The sequence below is a fragment of the Corallococcus sp. Z5C101001 genome, assembly GCF_007352635.1.
GTDB classification, from domain to species: Bacteria; Myxococcota; Myxococcia; order Myxococcales; family Myxococcaceae; genus Corallococcus; species Corallococcus silvisoli.
On the sequence record NZ_VKLU01000001.1, the window covers coordinates 92,355 to 107,225 of the forward strand.

General features: G+C 70.1%; 15 protein-coding genes. 13 read left to right on the forward strand and 2 right to left on the reverse strand.

Annotated elements, in window-relative coordinates:
* Nucleotides 1–3 precede the first annotated feature (3 nt).
* From FOF48_RS00375 to FOF48_RS00425, 11 genes are all read left to right on the forward strand, one after another.
* A complete protein-coding gene (locus tag FOF48_RS00375; protein ID WP_143897613.1) occupies nucleotides 4–504 on the forward strand; it encodes an SRPBCC family protein in 501 nt (166 codons plus the stop codon).
* On the forward strand, nucleotides 491–2,713 hold the full coding sequence (locus FOF48_RS00380) for a hypothetical protein (RefSeq protein ID WP_143897616.1): 2,223 nt from the start codon (nucleotides 491–493) through the stop codon (nucleotides 2,711–2,713). Before FOF48_RS00375 ends, FOF48_RS00380 begins: the two co-directional genes overlap by 14 nt.
* A 5-nt stretch (nucleotides 2,714–2,718) precedes the next feature.
* Complete coding sequence (locus FOF48_RS00385; RefSeq protein WP_143897619.1) at nucleotides 2,719–3,816, forward strand: S9 family peptidase; 1,098 nt, start codon at nucleotides 2,719–2,721, stop codon at nucleotides 3,814–3,816.
* Nucleotides 3,813–5,648 carry a hypothetical protein gene (locus tag FOF48_RS00390; RefSeq protein ID WP_143897621.1) on the forward strand — a complete coding sequence of 612 codons (1,836 nt, stop codon included), beginning with the start codon at nucleotides 3,813–3,815 and terminating at the stop codon, nucleotides 5,646–5,648. Before FOF48_RS00385 ends, FOF48_RS00390 begins: the two co-directional genes overlap by 4 nt.
* Nucleotides 5,645–6,421, forward strand: coding sequence for a cyclase family protein (locus tag FOF48_RS00395; protein WP_143897623.1), 777 nt, complete (start codon nucleotides 5,645–5,647; stop codon nucleotides 6,419–6,421). Before FOF48_RS00390 ends, FOF48_RS00395 begins: the two co-directional genes overlap by 4 nt.
* Complete coding sequence (locus FOF48_RS00400; protein WP_143897625.1) at nucleotides 6,418–7,494, forward strand: c-type cytochrome; 1,077 nt, start codon at nucleotides 6,418–6,420, stop codon at nucleotides 7,492–7,494. Before FOF48_RS00395 ends, FOF48_RS00400 begins: the two co-directional genes overlap by 4 nt.
* The gene (locus FOF48_RS00405) at nucleotides 7,491–8,738 is read left to right on the forward strand and encodes a beta-ketoacyl synthase (RefSeq protein WP_143897627.1); all 1,248 of its coding nucleotides are present in this window, start codon (nucleotides 7,491–7,493) and stop codon (nucleotides 8,736–8,738) included. Before FOF48_RS00400 ends, FOF48_RS00405 begins: the two co-directional genes overlap by 4 nt.
* 4 nt (nucleotides 8,739–8,742) lie before the next feature.
* The gene (locus FOF48_RS00410; protein WP_161663636.1) at nucleotides 8,743–9,897 is read left to right on the forward strand and encodes a multicopper oxidase family protein; all 1,155 of its coding nucleotides are present in this window, start codon (nucleotides 8,743–8,745) and stop codon (nucleotides 9,895–9,897) included.
* A gap of 159 nt (nucleotides 9,898–10,056) precedes the next feature.
* Nucleotides 10,057–11,016 carry a sigma 54-interacting transcriptional regulator gene (locus FOF48_RS00415; RefSeq protein ID WP_161663637.1) on the forward strand — a complete coding sequence of 320 codons (960 nt, stop codon included), beginning with the start codon at nucleotides 10,057–10,059 and terminating at the stop codon, nucleotides 11,014–11,016.
* A 72-nt stretch (nucleotides 11,017–11,088) separates the two neighbouring features.
* Complete coding sequence (locus FOF48_RS00420; RefSeq protein ID WP_143897632.1) at nucleotides 11,089–11,607, forward strand: SRPBCC family protein; 519 nt, start codon at nucleotides 11,089–11,091, stop codon at nucleotides 11,605–11,607.
* 93 nt (nucleotides 11,608–11,700) lie between these two features.
* Nucleotides 11,701–12,237 carry a DUF3052 family protein gene (locus FOF48_RS00425; protein ID WP_143897634.1) on the forward strand — a complete coding sequence of 179 codons (537 nt, stop codon included), beginning with the start codon at nucleotides 11,701–11,703 and terminating at the stop codon, nucleotides 12,235–12,237.
* A 15-nt stretch (nucleotides 12,238–12,252) separates the two neighbouring features.
* Here FOF48_RS00425 and FOF48_RS00430 read toward each other — a convergent pair whose 3' ends face one another.
* Nucleotides 12,253–13,110 carry a general secretion pathway protein GspE gene (locus FOF48_RS00430; protein ID WP_143897636.1) on the reverse strand — a complete coding sequence of 286 codons (858 nt, stop codon included), beginning with the start codon at nucleotides 13,108–13,110 and terminating at the stop codon, nucleotides 12,253–12,255.
* Nucleotides 13,111–13,192: 82 nt separating this feature from the next.
* Between FOF48_RS00430 and FOF48_RS00435 the strand changes: the two genes are divergently transcribed.
* Both FOF48_RS00435 and FOF48_RS00440 read left to right on the forward strand, forming a co-directional pair.
* Nucleotides 13,193–13,387 (forward strand): CPXCG motif-containing cysteine-rich protein, encoded by a 195-nt coding sequence (locus FOF48_RS00435; RefSeq protein ID WP_143897638.1) that lies wholly within the window; start codon nucleotides 13,193–13,195, stop codon nucleotides 13,385–13,387.
* Nucleotides 13,388–13,628: 241 nt separating this feature from the next.
* Nucleotides 13,629–14,072 carry an Hsp20/alpha crystallin family protein gene (locus FOF48_RS00440; RefSeq protein WP_370456548.1) on the forward strand — a complete coding sequence of 148 codons (444 nt, stop codon included), beginning with the start codon at nucleotides 13,629–13,631 and terminating at the stop codon, nucleotides 14,070–14,072.
* A 148-nt stretch (nucleotides 14,073–14,220) separates the two neighbouring features.
* Here the strand turns inward: FOF48_RS00440 and FOF48_RS00445 are convergent, their stop codons facing one another.
* On the reverse strand, nucleotides 14,221–14,850 hold the full coding sequence (locus FOF48_RS00445) for a response regulator (RefSeq protein ID WP_143897642.1): 630 nt from the start codon (nucleotides 14,848–14,850) through the stop codon (nucleotides 14,221–14,223).
* Nucleotides 14,851–14,871 lie beyond the last annotated feature (21 nt).

Here is a 14,871-nt window from a genome sequence, read left to right on the forward strand (position 1 = left end):
ACAATGGAAACGTTTTCCGTGGGCATCCGCATCGCCCGTGACGCTCGCACCGTGCTCGACGCCTTCTGGCGGTTGGAGTCCTGGCCGGAGGTGGCGCCGCACGTGCTGAAGATCGACATGCTCTACGCCGACGCGCAGACGCAGGTGTTGAAGATGACCGTCCGGAGCCGGGGCCGCACGGATGTCTTCAAGACGATGCGGGTCCTCCAGGGGGACTGCATCTTCTATTACCAGCCGGAGCCGCCGCCGTTCCTGCGCCGGCACTACGGCTGGTGGGAGGTGGCGAGCGAGCAGGACGCCACCATCATCACCAGCCGCCATGAGGTGGACCTCCACCTGGACGTGGCCACCCGCTACCTGACGGAGACGGGGGCGGCGCTCACCGGGCCGGACGACGTCCGCGCCCAGATGCTGGAGCTCATCCGCAACAACAGCCTGCAGACGATGCTGGGCCTCAAGCGGCGCATGGAGAACCTGGAGGAGGTGGCCCATGCGAGCCGTTAGGGCATGGCTGCTGGCCGGGCTGGGCTGGGCCCTGGGGTGCTCCGCGTCGTTGGCGACGCAGGCCTCCGACCTGGCTCCGGCCGCGGTCGCTCGGAGCCCGGAGTCCTCCGAACCGGGGCGCGCGCCCAGCGCCGCCGCCACCGACGCGTATGTGGAGTCCGCGGTGACGAAGGTGCAGGCCCGCCTGCACCAGCTGCGCTCCAGCGCGAAGCGTCCCTTCTCGCTGTTCGCGTATGACGTGCCGACTCCCCACGCGGTGCCGCACATCATCGCCATCGACGAGAAGGACCGCGTCTGGGTGACGGAGAGCGGCGGGCGCTTCGCTCGCAACTTCATTGACGTGCCAGCGGTCAACAAGGTGGCCCGCCTGGACCAGGGGGGCACCATCACCGAGTGGACCACCGGGACCGAAGGCTCCAGCCCCATGGGCATCCTCTTCGGTCCGGATGGAGACATGTGGGTGGCCGAGCGTCTGGCCAACCGCATCTCCCGGCGCAGCGCGGACGGCACCCGGCTGGTGCGCTACGACATCCCCACGCCCGACGCGTGGCCCACCGCCATCGTCCTGGACTCCCAGGGCAATGGCTGGGTGACGGAGACGATGGCGGACAAGCTGGCCCGCATCGACGCGAAGACGGGGCAGGTGACGGAGGTGCCCCTGCCCGCGACGAAGACCAAGTCCACCGGCATCGCCGTGGACCGTCAGGACCGCGTCTGGGTGGCCATGCGCGATGTCGGGACGCTGGGCCGCTACGACCCGCGCACGGGCACGTTCGACCAGTTCAAGCTCCCCACCCCGGACTCCAAGCCGTGCGGCCTGGTGGTGGACGGCGCCGGACAGGTCTGGTTCTCCATGCGGAACGCGGGGAAGATCGGCCTCATCCACGAGGACGGCTCCATCCAGGAGTTCGCCACGGACAACCGCCACGGGGGGCCCTTCTTCCTGGCGGCGGACAAGCGCGGGGACATCTGGTTCAGCGAGCTGTTCTCCAACCGGGTGGGCCGCTTCGAGCCGAAGACGCGCACGTTCGAGTACTTCGAGCTGCCCGGCAAGGACGCGTTCCCGGCCGGCATCGCGCTCGACTCCAAGGGCAACCTCTGGTTCGCGCAGCAGGGCTCCAACGTGGTGGGCGTCATCGTCCGCACGGACCTGTCGTATCTGGCCGGGGAGACGCCCGGCGCGGGGCCCGGTGGGAAGATCGTCAACGCGCGGCATGAGTTCGTGGAGCTGGAGGTCCCCACGCCGCAGTCGGTGCCGGGCATCGTCGCGGTGGATGCGCGCGACACCGTCTGGTTCACGCAGATGGGTGGAGGCTGGGTGAGCCCGGGCTTCCCCCCTGGGCCGGGCGGCAGCGCCATCGGGTATTACAAAGATGGCGCCCTGCACGAGCTGAAGACGCCCACGCCCGAATCCGGCCCCACGTCCATGTCGTTGGATCCGTGCGGCGATGACGTCTGGGTCACGCTGCGCACGGCGAACAGGATCGCGCGCATCCGCGACTTCAAAATCACGGAGTACGCCATCCCGCTGCCCGGCGCGCTGCCCGTGGGCATCGCGGTGGACCTGGACCACAACGTGTGGGTGGCGCTGAGCGACGCGAACAAGCTGGCGCGGATGACGCCCGAGGGCGAGTGGCGCTTCCTGGACATGCCCAATCCCAAGGCGGAGCCGCGCACCATCTTCGTCGACAGCGCGAACGAGGTCTGGTTCGCGCAGAAGACGGGCAACCGCATTGGCCATCTGGACAAGGACCGGTGGACGGTGGAGACGTGGGAGCTGCCCACGCGTCTGGGTTGGCCGCTGTCGCTGATGGAGGACGCGGACGGCAACATCTGGTTCGCGGAGATGCGCAGCGACAAGCTGGGCATGTTCGACCGCAAGACGAAGAAGATCACCGAGTACGCGCTGCCCGTTCAGTCCGCGCCGTTCAAGGTGAACTACGACAAGGCGTCCAACGCCATCTGGGTGTCGACGGTCTTCTACAACGCCATCCTGCGCTTCGACCTCACGAAGAAGCAGGTGGTGTCCATCTACAAGATTCCCGCCGAGGGCGCGTGGATGGGAGGGCTGGACCGCGACAGCCAGGGCTGCCTGTGGTTCTCCGAGCAGTTCGCCAACAAGTTGGGGCGGCTGTGCATCGAGGGCGTGTCCAGCGCGACGTTGGGGCCGGGCGCGACGCCGGGCACTGGCGCGTCCGCGGGACGGTAGACGCCATGGAGCCACGTCGATTCATGGTGTTCCGGGCGGCCTTCGCGGGGGTCCCCTTCGGCGCCCTGGAGGCGGCCACCCGGAGGATGGATGCGGGCCAGGAGTGGACCGCGGCGCTCCTGGGCTCCGCCATGGACCTGCGGCAGCTGGCGGATCAGGCCTCGCGCGAGGGGCGGGCGCGGTCCGCGGCCCAGGCCTGGCTGTGGACGGCGAGCACCTATCAGGCGGCGTCGCTGGGACTCCACCTGGTGGCGTCCGGCACGCCGTGGTGGCGGAGCGCGCTGCGGCTGCGCCACCGGGCGCGGCTGGCGTACCGGCGGGCGCTCGCGCTGCAGCCGGGGCTGGGCCGCGCGGTGCGGCTCGCCACGCCACGGGGACCGGTGACGGGCTACCTGCGCCTGCCGGCGACGGGACCGGCGCCGCTGGTGGTCCTGTTCAACGGGTTGGACTCGCTGTGCGAGGTGGAGCTGCATGCCTTTGGAGAGCCGCTGCTGGCCCGGGGGATGGCGGTGCTGGCCTTGGACCTGCCAGCGGCGTTCGGCGCCCGGCCCCGGACGCCCTTGTTCGAGGTGGAGGCGGTGGCGCCCGCGCTCGCGGACTGGGCCGCGCGGCAGCCCGGGTTGATGGCGCGCGGGCTGGGCGCCCTGGGGGTGAGCTTCGGAGGGCACCTGGTGGCGCGTGCGCTGGCGGGCGAGCCGCGCTTCGTGGCGGGCGTGGCGGTGTCACCCAACGCTGGCATGGATGGACCGCTCATGGCGCTGGAGCGCATGCGCCGGATGCTGTCGCTGTCGTTCAACCTCCGGGGCGATGCGGAGGTGGAGGGCTTGGCCTCGCGCATCCACCTGGGGGGACTGAAGGCGCCGGAGGGACGGCTGCTGTTGTTGCACATGGAGCAGGACCGCCTGTTCGGCCCGGAGCACGCGGAGGCCTTCGTGGCGTGGGGAGGCTCGCGCGTGGAGCTGCGCACCTGGAACGCGGAGCACGTGGGCACGAGCCGCGTCCACGAGTGGCTTCCGCAGTCGGTGGATTGGCTCCTCGAGCGCATCAAGGCAGCGGACCCGGACGTGGAGAGGACGACGAACACATGGGGGGCACGGAAATGAAGCGTGGAGGATGGACGTGGACGGCGGCGCTGCTGGCGCTGGCGGTGGGTTGCAAGCAGGGCACCTCGGAGCCGACGCCGGAGGCCCCCGCGGGGATGCCCACTCCCTACTTCCAGGAGTTCGCGCTGGATCATCCCGGCAGCGGCCCGGCAATCGTCGCGGTGGACGAGCAGGACGCGGTGTGGGTGGCGCTGGCGAAGACGGGCAAGCTGGCGCGCTTCTCCAACGGCTCGCTGGAGCTCTTCCCGTTCGGTCCAGAGAGCCGGCCGGTGGGGGTGGCCGTGGGCGCGCCGGGGACGGCGCACGAGGCCTCCGTGTGGGTGGCCGCCAGCTACGACAACAAGCTCATCCGCTTCGACCGGACCACGCGCGAGAAGAAGGAGTTCCCCCTGGAGGGCAAGAACACCTGGCCCTTCAACGTGGCGCTGGGGCCGGACGGGTCGGTGTGGTTCACCCAGCGCTTCGCGGGGCAGGTGGGCCGGTTGGATCCCGCGTCCGGGAGCGTCCGGAACTATCCGCTGCCCAACCGGCAGTCGGGCCCCGCGGGGCTGGCGGTCGACGCGCGCAGCGGCCGGGTCTGGTTCACGGAGGGCTTCACCGACACCGTGGGCAGCCTGGATCCCGCGACGGGGGCGATCCGGGAGTGGCGCCTGGGCACGGAGAGCACGGGCGTCGTCAGCGGACCGGCGGGATTGGCGGTGGATGCGCAAGGCGGCGTCTGGTTCGCCAAGCTGGAGGGCCGCCTGGGCTATCTGGCTCCGGACGCGCAGACGCCGCGGATCATCGAAGTGCCCGCGGAGGCGCGGCGCCCCGCTGGCATCGCCGTGTCGCCGTCCGGTGACGTGTGGACGCTGGCGCTGGATGGGAACCTGGCGCTGCGCTACCGGCCGTCCACCGGGGCCTTCACGTCATTCCCGATGCCCACGGGCGCGCCCGACCTGGAGCCCGGGGTGCCGCCCACCGCGCGCAGCTCCCGGCCCTTCGGTCTGGGCTTCGACAAGCAGGGCAATCTCTGGTTCTCCGAGCAGTACGCCGGGAAGCTGGGCGTGCTGGACCTGGCGCCCCCGTCCATCCAGGTGCTCTCTCCCGCGGGGGTCGCGGAGGGAGGCCGGACGATGCTGTCGGTGCGCATCACCGACCGCGTCTCCGGGGTGCGCGACACCGAGTACCGCATCGACGGCGTGCCGGTGACGCCCGTGCAAGGGTTCCTGGAGCTGGTATCGCTCACGCCGGGGCCCCACATCCTCAGCGTGCAGGCGACGGATGGCGCGGGGCAGCGCGCCTCGGTCGAGTCCCGCTTCGAGTACCGGCCAGGACGGCTCGCGCTCCAGTACGCGCTGTCCCGCCTGCGGCCCGTCGACCTGGAGGGGCAGCAGGTGCGGGACCGGCTCGTGACGGAGGCGGAGCGGCTTGGGGAGCAGGACGTGCGCGACGGGCTGACGCGCATCCGTCGCACGCTGGGGGAGGAGGCGGCCCGCTTCCATCCGTTCCCTCTGTCCGCGTACCAGGGGCTGGTCGACTTCATCGCGAACACCTCCGCTGGCGACGTGGAGGTGCGCGTGCTCGACACCCCTCCGTACTTCGACCGCAGGGAGCTGGTGCTGCGCCCCGGAGACAGCGTGCGGTGGCGGTATGACTCGCCCAACACCGGGCACACGGTGTCCACCGCCACGCACGCGCTGACGGTCGAGGGCGGAGGCCAGTTGCTGTCCTCGGGGCTCCTCAAGTCCGGAGACCGGTTCACGTTCAAGTTCGAGCGGCCCGGGCAGTACGTGGTCAAGGCGCCGGAGTCGCCGGACGCGGTGCTGGCGGTGAAGGTGGGCGAGCCATGAGCGGCTTCGCGCGGCTGGTGGACTTGAGCGCGCCCTTCGGCCCCAATCCGGGCGAGCGCGTGCCGGTGGTGCTGGAGCGGCTGCCACACGAGGCGGGGGGCGCCCATCTGGCGAGCCTCGTGGGCATGGATCCCCAGCGGTTGGAGGGGGGACGCGCCTGGGCGAGCGAACGCATCACCGCCATCACCCACGCGGGGACGCACATGGACGCGCCGTTCCACTACGCGCCCAGGGTGAACGGGGTGCCCGCGCGCACCATCGACGAGATGCCGCTGGAGTGGTTCTGGAGCGAGGGGTGCTGCGTCGACGTGGAGGCGGGGCCCGCTGACGCGCTGGTGACGCCCGAGGAGCTGCTGGACTGGGAGGAGCGCCAGGGCCACCTGATTGTCGAGGGAGACATCGTCCTGTTCCACACCGGCGCCGGGGCCTTCTTCGGGCAGGAGGGGTATTCGGACCGGGGCCGGGGGCTGTCCGCGGACCTGGTCCGGCTGCTGGTCGCGCGAGGCGTGCGCGTGTTCGGCACCGACGCGTGGAGCATCGACCCCGCGTATGGCGTCATGCGCCGGCGGATGGAGGAGCAGGGGGCGGACACCGTGTGGGCGGCGCACTTCGTGGGCCGCGAGGCGGAGTTCTGCGTGATGGAGAAGCTGTGCAACCTGGAGCGCCTGCCCGCGGCGGGCTTCCGGGTCGCGTGCTTTCCCATCAAGGTCCACCGGGGCAGCGGAGGCTGGGTCCGCCCGGTGGCCTTCCTCGACCCGGAAGTGGCGTCATGAAGCGCGTGATGCGGGGGACGTTGCTGTTGGGGCTCTTGCTGGCGGGCGTCGCGAAGGCCGGGGGCCCGGCCCGCGCGGCGAGGACGCGGGCCACCGAGGGCCCGGGGGCGGCGCTGTTTCGCGACCGGTGCCAGGGCTGTCATGTCCCCCGGCCCGCCGGCACCGGCGACGTGTTGGACGCGGAGAAGGCCGAGGGGCCGGACCTGTCATACGCGGGCACGAGGCTGCGGCCGGAGTGGGTGGAGTCCTGGCTCCAGGCGCCCACCCGGGTGCGGCCCGCGGGCTGGCTCCCCTACCGCTACGTGGTGCCCACGGCGGAGGGGGACCGGGTGGACGTGGCCCGTCTGCCAGCGCATCTGGCGTTGTCCGCGAAGGACGCGCGGGAGGTGGCCGCGCATCTGGGAGGGCTCAAGCGGGAGCTCAACCCGTACCCCATCGCGGAGCCCCACGGCGCCATCCGCGCGCAGGTGCACTTCTCCAAGCTGTTGCCCTGCGGCGGCTGCCATCAGTCCGGGGCAGGGCAGGGCGGGGTGTCCGGACCGGAGCTGTCCACCGCCGGTGCTCGCCTGGAGCGAGAGTGGATGGCGGCGTACATCGCGGATCCGGGCTACTGGCTGCGCAGCCTGATGCCCCGGTCGGATGCGCGCAGCGATCAGATCGCCGCGATCGTCGACTACCTGGCCCAGCCCCCCGCCGCCGCCGCGCAGGCTCCGGTCGTGAAGGCGGAGGCGTGGGTGGCGGTGGAGACGGTGCCCGAGCCGAAGCGTCGCGCGCAGCGGCTGTACCGGCTCCTGTGCACGCAGTGCCACGGCGTGCGGGGCGACGGGCGCGGCATCAACGCGCGCCACCTCTTCGTGGCGCCGCGCAACCACCGCTCCGCGCAGGAGATGGGGATGCTCACGCGCGACAGCATCATCACCGCCATCCGCTCCGGCGGGAGCGCGGTGGGCAAGTCGTCCCTGATGCCCGCCTGGGGGGCCGTCCTGGACCGCCCGGACATCGAGCTGCTCGCGGACTACGTGATGACCTTGAGCGGAGGGGCCGCCCCTTCGCGAGGAGACCTCCAGCCATGAACTCGAACCGTCGTCGTGTCGTCATCACCGGGGTGGGGCCGGTCTCTCCGGTGGGAGTGGGCCGGCAGGCCTTCTGGAACGGCATCCGCGAGGGCCGCAGCGGGACGGTGGCCCTGACGGAGCTGCCGGGAGGCTTCCCGGTGGAGACGCTGCGCTCGCGGGTGGCGGGCCGCATTCCGGACGCGTTGCTGCCCGAGGATGAGCGGCGCCACACGGACCGCCGCTCGTTCCTGGCGGAGCTGGCGCTGGACCTCGCGCTGAAGGACGCGGACCTGCGAAGTCTGCATGAGACCCGCTCCGCGCTCGTCCTGGGCAACGCGGTGGGCGCGCCCATCGAAGTGGAGGCGGCCTTCCTGCGACGCGAGCGGGGGGAGCTCGGCGCGCCGTCCGTGGCGCCCCCGGCCCTGCTCCGGCAGCTCTCCTTCCACACCGTCGCGGACGAGCTGGCGGCCCGCTGTGGCTGCGAGGGATTGGTGCTGACGGTGTCCACCGGGTGCACGGCCTCGCTGGATGCGATCTCCACGGCGTTCGACCTGGTGCGCACCGGCGTGGCGGACGTGGCCCTGGCGGGTTCAGCGGAGGCTCCGCTCACCTCCATGGTCTTCGCCTCCTTCGACGTCATTGGCGCCACCACCCGCCGCAACGACATTCCCACCGCCGCGTCCCGCCCCTTCGACCGCCAGCGGGACGGCTTCGTCCTGGCGGAGGGGGCGGCGCTGCTGGTGTTGGAGGAGCGGGAGCACGCCCGCGAGCGTGGGGCGCCCATCTACGCGGAGGTCACCGGCTTCGCGTCCTCCAGCAATGCCTACCACATGACCCAGCTGGCGGCGGATGGGCTGTCGTTGGCGCATTGCCTGCGGCTGGCATTGGAGGACGCGCGGTTGCCTCCGGAGGCCATCGACCATGTCAGCGCGCACGGCAGCTCCACGCCCCAGAACGACCTGTGTGAGACCAACGCCATCAAGGCCGTCCTGGGGGCGCGCTCCCGAGCCATCACCGTCAACTCGCTCAAGGCGATGCTGGGGCACGCGCTGGGGGCGTCCAACGCGCTGGAGGTGGCTGCCTGCGCGCTCTCCCTGCGCCACCAGTTCCATTTCCCCACCATCAACCTGGACGAGCCAGGACCGGGCTGTGACCTGGACTATCTGGCGCACGCGGGCCGCGCAGCGGCGTGCGGCCACCTGGTGAAGCTCAGCAATGGCTTCTCGGGCATCCACTCCGCCCTGGTCATGGCGGCGGTCTGACGCGATGACAGCCATTGCCAAGGCCCTGCGGCTCTCCTGTGTCGCGCTGGTCCTGCTGTGGGCGGGAGGTCCGGGGCATGCCCAATCGCAGGAGGAGCTGATGGAGGAGACCCTGCCACCGCCTTCCGCCCGGCTGGACCTGCTGCGCGCGAAGCTGAAGCCGCGGATGGAGAACGGTCAGGCGGTCTGGGAATACGAGCTCGTCGTGAGCGAGCGCAAGCTGAGGCTGGCGGACGGCACGATGTACAAGGTCTGGTCCTTTGGCGGGAGCATCCCCGGGCCCACGCTGGTGGCGCGGGAAGGGGACCGGGTGCGGATCCGCCTGGTGAACGAGACCTCCAACCCGCACTCCCTCCACTCCCACGGCCTCTGGGTGCCGCACCGGATGGATGGCGCTCCCCATCCGCACCCCGCGGGGCAATCCCACGAAGGGATGGAGCTCCCCGTCTGGGCGAACCCCGTCCCGCCGGGCCAGAGCTACACCTACGAATACATCGCGCGGCCGGCGGGGACGCACTGGTACCACTGTCACGTCAACACCAACGAGCACCTGGACCGAGGCATGAGCGGGGCGCTCATCATCCTCCCCCGCACGGCCGAGCCCGCGGTGGACCAGGACCTGGTGATGCTGCTCGACGAGTGGAACCGCGACTACGCGGACATGGGCACGCCGGGGCATCCGCGCGACTCCGGGCTCTATGACATCTTCACCATCAATGGCCGCTCCTATCCGGAGACGGAGTCCTTCCATCCGCGCCTGGGGGACGTCGTGCGGGTGCGCTTCATCAACGCGGGAGCGCTGTCGCACTCCATGCACCTGCATGGGCATGAGTTCCTGGTGACGCACAAGGATGGACAGCCATTGACCGACCCGGCCCTGATGGACACGGTGACGCTGGGGCCAGGGGAGCGGGTGGACATCGTGTTCGTGGCGAACAACCCGGGGGACTGGCCGCTGCACTGTCATTCGTCCCCGCACGTCACGAACGCGGGGCGCTATCCGGGAGGGATGATGGCGCACTTCCTGGTGGGCCCCGAGCGCTTCCCGAAGAAGGGAGAAGGCCCGGTCGGGCCCGGCATCCGGAGCTTGCGAGAGCTCTGGCGCGCCTCGGCCCTGAGAGCCCTCAAGGTGGATGTGGAAAAGGGCCCGGCGCCCTGAGCCGGAAGAGACGGCCCGCTCCTGGCGCGGATCCTGGGGGCGGCGGGAAGTTTCGCGAGCATCCCCGTACGAGAAGGTCGGGGAGGTCCACTGGCAATGACGCCCGGCGCGTGTGCCGGGGATGTTTCGAGCGACGCCGAATCGAAGAGCCTCATGGAAATGGTTGGTCGGAGTCCGGAGCATCGACGGGTGCTCGAGCAGTTGACGAAGGTCGCCCCCACCCTCACCGAGGTGTTGATTACCGGACCCACGGGCGTGGGCAAGGAGCGCTATGCGCGCTTCCTGCACGAGCAGAGCCGGCAGCGCGGTGCGTTCGTCGCCATCAATTGTGGGGCGCTGCCCGCGGAGCTGCTGGAGAACGAGCTGTTCGGCCACGTGTCGGGGGCCTTCACCGGGGCGCGCCTGCAAAGCGAGGGATTGGTCGCGAGCGCCGAGTCCGGGACGCTCTTCCTCGACGAGGTGGACTCCCTGGCGCTGGTGAGCCAGGTGAAGTTGCTGCGCTTCATCCAGGAGCGCGAGTACCGCAGGCTGGGGGAGAACAGGACGCGCAGGGCGGACGTGCGCATCGTGGCCGCGACCAACGCGGACCTGCAGGACGCCGTGCGCCGGGGAATCTTTCGCGCGGACCTCTACTTTCGTCTGCGCGTCGTGCCCGTGCGGGTGCCGCCCCTGAAGGAGCGGCCCTCCGACATCCTCCCCCTGCTGCGTGCCTTCACGGAACACTACGCGGAGGCCTACCGCCTCTCGCGGGCCGAATACTCGCCCCGCGCGGTGAAGTGGCTTCAGGAGTACTCCTGGCCGGGCAACGCGCGGGAGCTGGAGAACGTCGTTCGCTACCTCACCGCGCTTCAGCTGGGCAGGCTTGTCGAACCGGAGGACATCGACCTGATGGATCCGGAATCCAACAGGCAAGAGGAGTTGCCTGGAATGCGTCTGGATTTGACATTCCAGCGCGCCAAGCGCGACCTGATAGATCATTTTGAACGGCGCTACATCACCGAGGCGCTCCGCCGCCATCGAGGCAACATCTCTCAGGCCGCGAGGGCCAGTGGCAAGGCGCGGCGGGCCTTCTTCGAACTCATGCGCAAACACGGCATCCAGGGCAGTGAGCTGCGCTGACATCCAACCCGTCGGGTTGACGCCATCGGCGGGTCTGGTCTATCTCTATCTTTCGTGAATAAGAGGATTGTCATGTGGATTGTCGGCATCCTGGGTTCGCTGCTGGGGCTGGTTGGCATCATGGCTGTCGTTGGGGCAGTCCTTCCCCAGGACCATGTCGCCACGCGAAGCATTGTCCTGAAGCAGCAGCCGGAGGTGGTCTGGCCGGTGATCGCGGACATCGCGCAATGGCCTTCATGGAATGCCAATCTCAAACGCGTGGAGCGCCTGCCGGACAGGGAGGGCCGGTCGGTCTACCTGGTGGAGGACTCGAGCGGGCCCATCCCCTCCGAGGTGATGCAGGTGGCGCCTCCTCCTGGGGCGACGCTGGTCACGCGCATCGCGGATCCCCAGCTGCCGTTTGGTGGGACCTGGACCTGGAAGGCGGAGCCCCACGCCGAGGGGTGCCGGGTGTCCATCACGGAGAACGGTTCGGTGACCCATCCGTTCTACCGCTTCGTGTCGCGCTTCGTGATGGGGCATCACCGCAACATGGATGCGTATTTGAAGGAGCTGGGCCGCAAGTTCGGTGAATCGGTGCAGCCGACGTGATGCGCGGGGGGGCACATGGGTTCAGAGGCGCAGTGCAAGGTTTCCTTCCAGGGGAAATCCGGCGAGGGCAGGGCCTACCTTGAAAGTGAGGGCTTGAGCTTCCGTGGCGCGTTTCGCTTCAACATCCCGGTGAAGAACGTGCTCGGGGTGACGGTGGAGCAGGGGACGCTGAAGGTGTCCACGGCGGAGGGCGTGGCGAGCTTCGCGCTGGGCCCGGAGCTCACCGGGAAGTGGGCCCACAAGCTGAAGAACCCGCGCAGCCTCCTGGACAAGCTGGGGGTCAAGGCGGGCCAGAAGATCGCGACCGTGGGGATGAAGGACGAGGCCTTCCGGGAGCAGCTCACCGCGAAGGTGGGCGCCGCCCCGTCCACGCGGGTGGGCAAGGACAGCGACATCATCTTCTTCGCGGTGGAGACGGCCTCCGACCTGGAGCGGCTGACGGCCCTTCAGCAGGGCCTCAAGCGTGATGGCGCCATCTGGGTCGTGCGGCCCAAGGGCAAGGCGTCGCGGCTCACCGACGGCGAGGTGATGGGCGCGGCGAAGGCCAGCGGGCTGACGGTGGTGAAGGTGGCGAAGTTCTCCGAGACGCACACCGCGGAGAAGCTGGTCATCCCGGTGGGCCTGCGCTGACGGGGCCTGGGCGCGTCAGACGCGCATCCGCGCGGCCAGCTCGCGCTGCTGCACGGCGCCCTTCTCGAAGATGAGCTCCAGCAGGGCGCGGAGGATCTTCGAGCTCTTCTCCTGGTTCTGCTGCACCGTCTGCAGGCGGGCGAGGTCCTCCTCCGTCCACTCGGAGGTGGGCGAGCCGCCCGCGAGGATTTCATCCAGGATGTCGGACGCGCTGGAGCCCGCGCTCGCGGCGGGCGCGGGGGCGGCGCGCGCGGCGGGGGCGGCGGCCGCCGCCGGGGGCGCCGCGTTCGGGTCGACGATGTCGCTGATGCGCTTGACCACCGTCTTGCCGCTCATGTCGACGACCTTGAACTCCTCCTCCTCCGGGAACTCGTCCGAGGCCTGCTGCTGGCGCGTGTCGGGCTTGAAGCGCTTCTTCTCCACCGGCTCCTGGCCGCGGTAGTGGCGCAGGATGGCGTGCTCGATTTCACGGTCGCCCGCCACCATGGGAATCACGCGAGCGCGGCTGCGCGCCGCCACCTGGTCCAGCGTGGCCAGGTCCGTGGGGTCGGACATCGCCAGCACCAGCGTCTTCCCGTTGTCCTTGAGCTGCACCGGGAACACGCCCTTCTGCTCGGCGAGCCCCACGTCCACGCGCGCGAGCGCGGCGGCGTCCTTCGTCAGGTTGCCCAGCTGCACGCGCGGCATTCCCAGGCCCTGGCAGATGGCCTGGGTGATGGTCTCCTCGGACGCCAGCCCCAGGTCCGCGACGACGCGCGACACGCGTCCGCCCCACTGGTCCAGGGACGCGAGCGCGCTGCGAAGCTGCAACTCGTCGATGACGCGCGCCTTGACGAGGATGTCCGCGATGCGATTCCGGGAAGGGGGAGCCATGGGGTGGGGATTCTAGCGTCTGATGGCGCGGACGCTCAGTCCACGTCACCGAACATGCCCTGCGAGCAAGGAGGTTGGGACCATGCAGCCCTTCGCGGACGCCGCTGCGCAGATGTGCCCGTACTGCGGTGAAGAGGTGGAAGTCGACGTGGACTCACTGGGCGCCTCCGCCGAGTCCTACGTGGAGGATTGCCCCGTCTGCTGCCGGCCCTGGGAGGTGCGGGTGACCCGGGACGAGGACGGCGCGGTCGTCACGCTGGGCCGCGACGACGACTGACGCGCGCGCGAACGGCCCTCCGGCCGGGGAGCAGGCAGGCGGGCGCGGGGCCTTCCACGGAGGCGCCGCGACGGCCGGGGCCGTTGCTTGACACGTCCCGAAGCATGGTTCTCTTGAGTCTTGTGAGGCGCCGCCGGGCCCCGCCGGAACACCGGGACGGGGCACGGCCGCTCATTCAACAACGACTGTGAACCCGCACGACGTGCGTCCGAACGGACGTCACGAACAGGAGAAGACCATGCTGAACGCCCGCAATCCCTACAACGCCGCCGTCGCCCTGCCGCTGCTGCGCGACTTCGACTTCCTCTTCCGCGAGCTGGCCTCGCCCGGCGTCCGCGACAACGCGGAGCGCACCGTGACGCCCGCGGCGGACATCCTGGAGGCCGAGTCCGGCATCACGCTGCGCATCGACCTGCCGGGCCATGACGCCAAGTCCATCCAGGTGAAGGTGGAGGATGGCGTGCTGACCGTGCGCTCCGAGCGCAAGGCGGAGGCCGTGGCGGAGGGCACCACCCTGCGACGCCAGGAGCGCGCCACGGGCGTCGCCGCGCGCCAGTTCCGCCTGCCGGACACGGTGGATGCCACCCGCGTGGAGGCGCGCTACGACAACGGCGTGCTGTCCCTCACCCTGCCGCGCCGCGAGGAGACCAAGCCCCGCGTCGTCGAGGTGAAGGTCCAGGGTTGATGCGCATGCATCAACGCCATGGGCTGATGCGCAGGCATCAACCAACAGGGAGGCCGCTGCCCTCGCGTGAGCGAGGCGCGGCGACTCCCGCAAGCATCCTGTCGACCCGAGGGCTTCCGCGTTGGGCTTGGCGGAAGCCCCCGTCCCCTCACTTGCGGGTAGCGCTGGTGTTGAGCGCCAGCGGCACCCGGAACAGCTCCATCACCTGCGTCACGTCCAGCGGCTTCGCCAGGCACGCCACCGCGCCGGCCTGCTTGGACTGCTCCACGACGTCAGGCGTGTGATTGCTCGTCATGGTGATGAGCCGCACGCCCTCCATCTGCTTGCGAGCGCGGATGCGCTTGCAGACCTCGATGCCGTCGATATCCGGCATGTTGAGGTCGATGATCATCCCGTGCGGCTTCTGCTCCGACACCAGCAGCAGCGCCTCCACGCCGCTCGTCGTCGTCTGAAGCTCCACCTGGTTCGCGTGCGGCTTGAACGCGCGCTTGATGGCGTCCAGCACCGGGCGCTCGTCGTCCACGACAAGCAGGCGCACCGTGCTGCTGCCCAGCTCCTCGGGCACGGGCATCTGGTGGGTGACCAGGAAGGTGCGCAGGTCGGTCGAACGCACCCGGCGGTGGCCACCCGGCGTGCGGAAGGCCATCAGGATGCCGCGGTCAATCCACTTGCTCACCGTCGACGGGTCCACCTGAAGCAACCGACTGATGTCGTGCGTCGTGTAGAGCTGGTCCGTCATCGCCGTACTCCCCTCGGACTGCATCGTTCCACTAGCCATGGAAATAAACACCTACCTTGA

Coding starts and splice junctions, on each gene's coding strand:
- FOF48_RS00375 (WP_143897613.1), top strand. CDS start 4: ATGGAAACGTTTTCCGTGGGCATCCGCATCGCCCGTGACGCTCGCACC.
- FOF48_RS00380 (WP_143897616.1), top strand. CDS start 491: ATGCGAGCCGTTAGGGCATGGCTGCTGGCCGGGCTGGGCTGGGCCCTG.
- FOF48_RS00385 (WP_143897619.1), top strand. CDS start 2,719: ATGGAGCCACGTCGATTCATGGTGTTCCGGGCGGCCTTCGCGGGGGTC.
- FOF48_RS00390 (WP_143897621.1), top strand. CDS start 3,813: ATGAAGCGTGGAGGATGGACGTGGACGGCGGCGCTGCTGGCGCTGGCG.
- FOF48_RS00395 (WP_143897623.1), top strand. CDS start 5,645: ATGAGCGGCTTCGCGCGGCTGGTGGACTTGAGCGCGCCCTTCGGCCCC.
- FOF48_RS00400 (WP_143897625.1), top strand. CDS start 6,418: ATGAAGCGCGTGATGCGGGGGACGTTGCTGTTGGGGCTCTTGCTGGCG.
- FOF48_RS00405 (WP_143897627.1), top strand. CDS start 7,491: ATGAACTCGAACCGTCGTCGTGTCGTCATCACCGGGGTGGGGCCGGTC.
- FOF48_RS00410 (WP_161663636.1), top strand. CDS start 8,743: ATGACAGCCATTGCCAAGGCCCTGCGGCTCTCCTGTGTCGCGCTGGTC.
- FOF48_RS00415 (WP_161663637.1), top strand. CDS start 10,057: ATGGTTGGTCGGAGTCCGGAGCATCGACGGGTGCTCGAGCAGTTGACG.
- FOF48_RS00420 (WP_143897632.1), top strand. CDS start 11,089: ATGTGGATTGTCGGCATCCTGGGTTCGCTGCTGGGGCTGGTTGGCATC.
- FOF48_RS00430 (WP_143897636.1), bottom strand. CDS start 13,110: ATGGCTCCCCCTTCCCGGAATCGCATCGCGGACATCCTCGTCAAGGCG.
- FOF48_RS00435 (WP_143897638.1), top strand. CDS start 13,193: ATGCAGCCCTTCGCGGACGCCGCTGCGCAGATGTGCCCGTACTGCGGT.
- FOF48_RS00445 (WP_143897642.1), bottom strand. CDS start 14,850: ATGGCTAGTGGAACGATGCAGTCCGAGGGGAGTACGGCGATGACGGAC.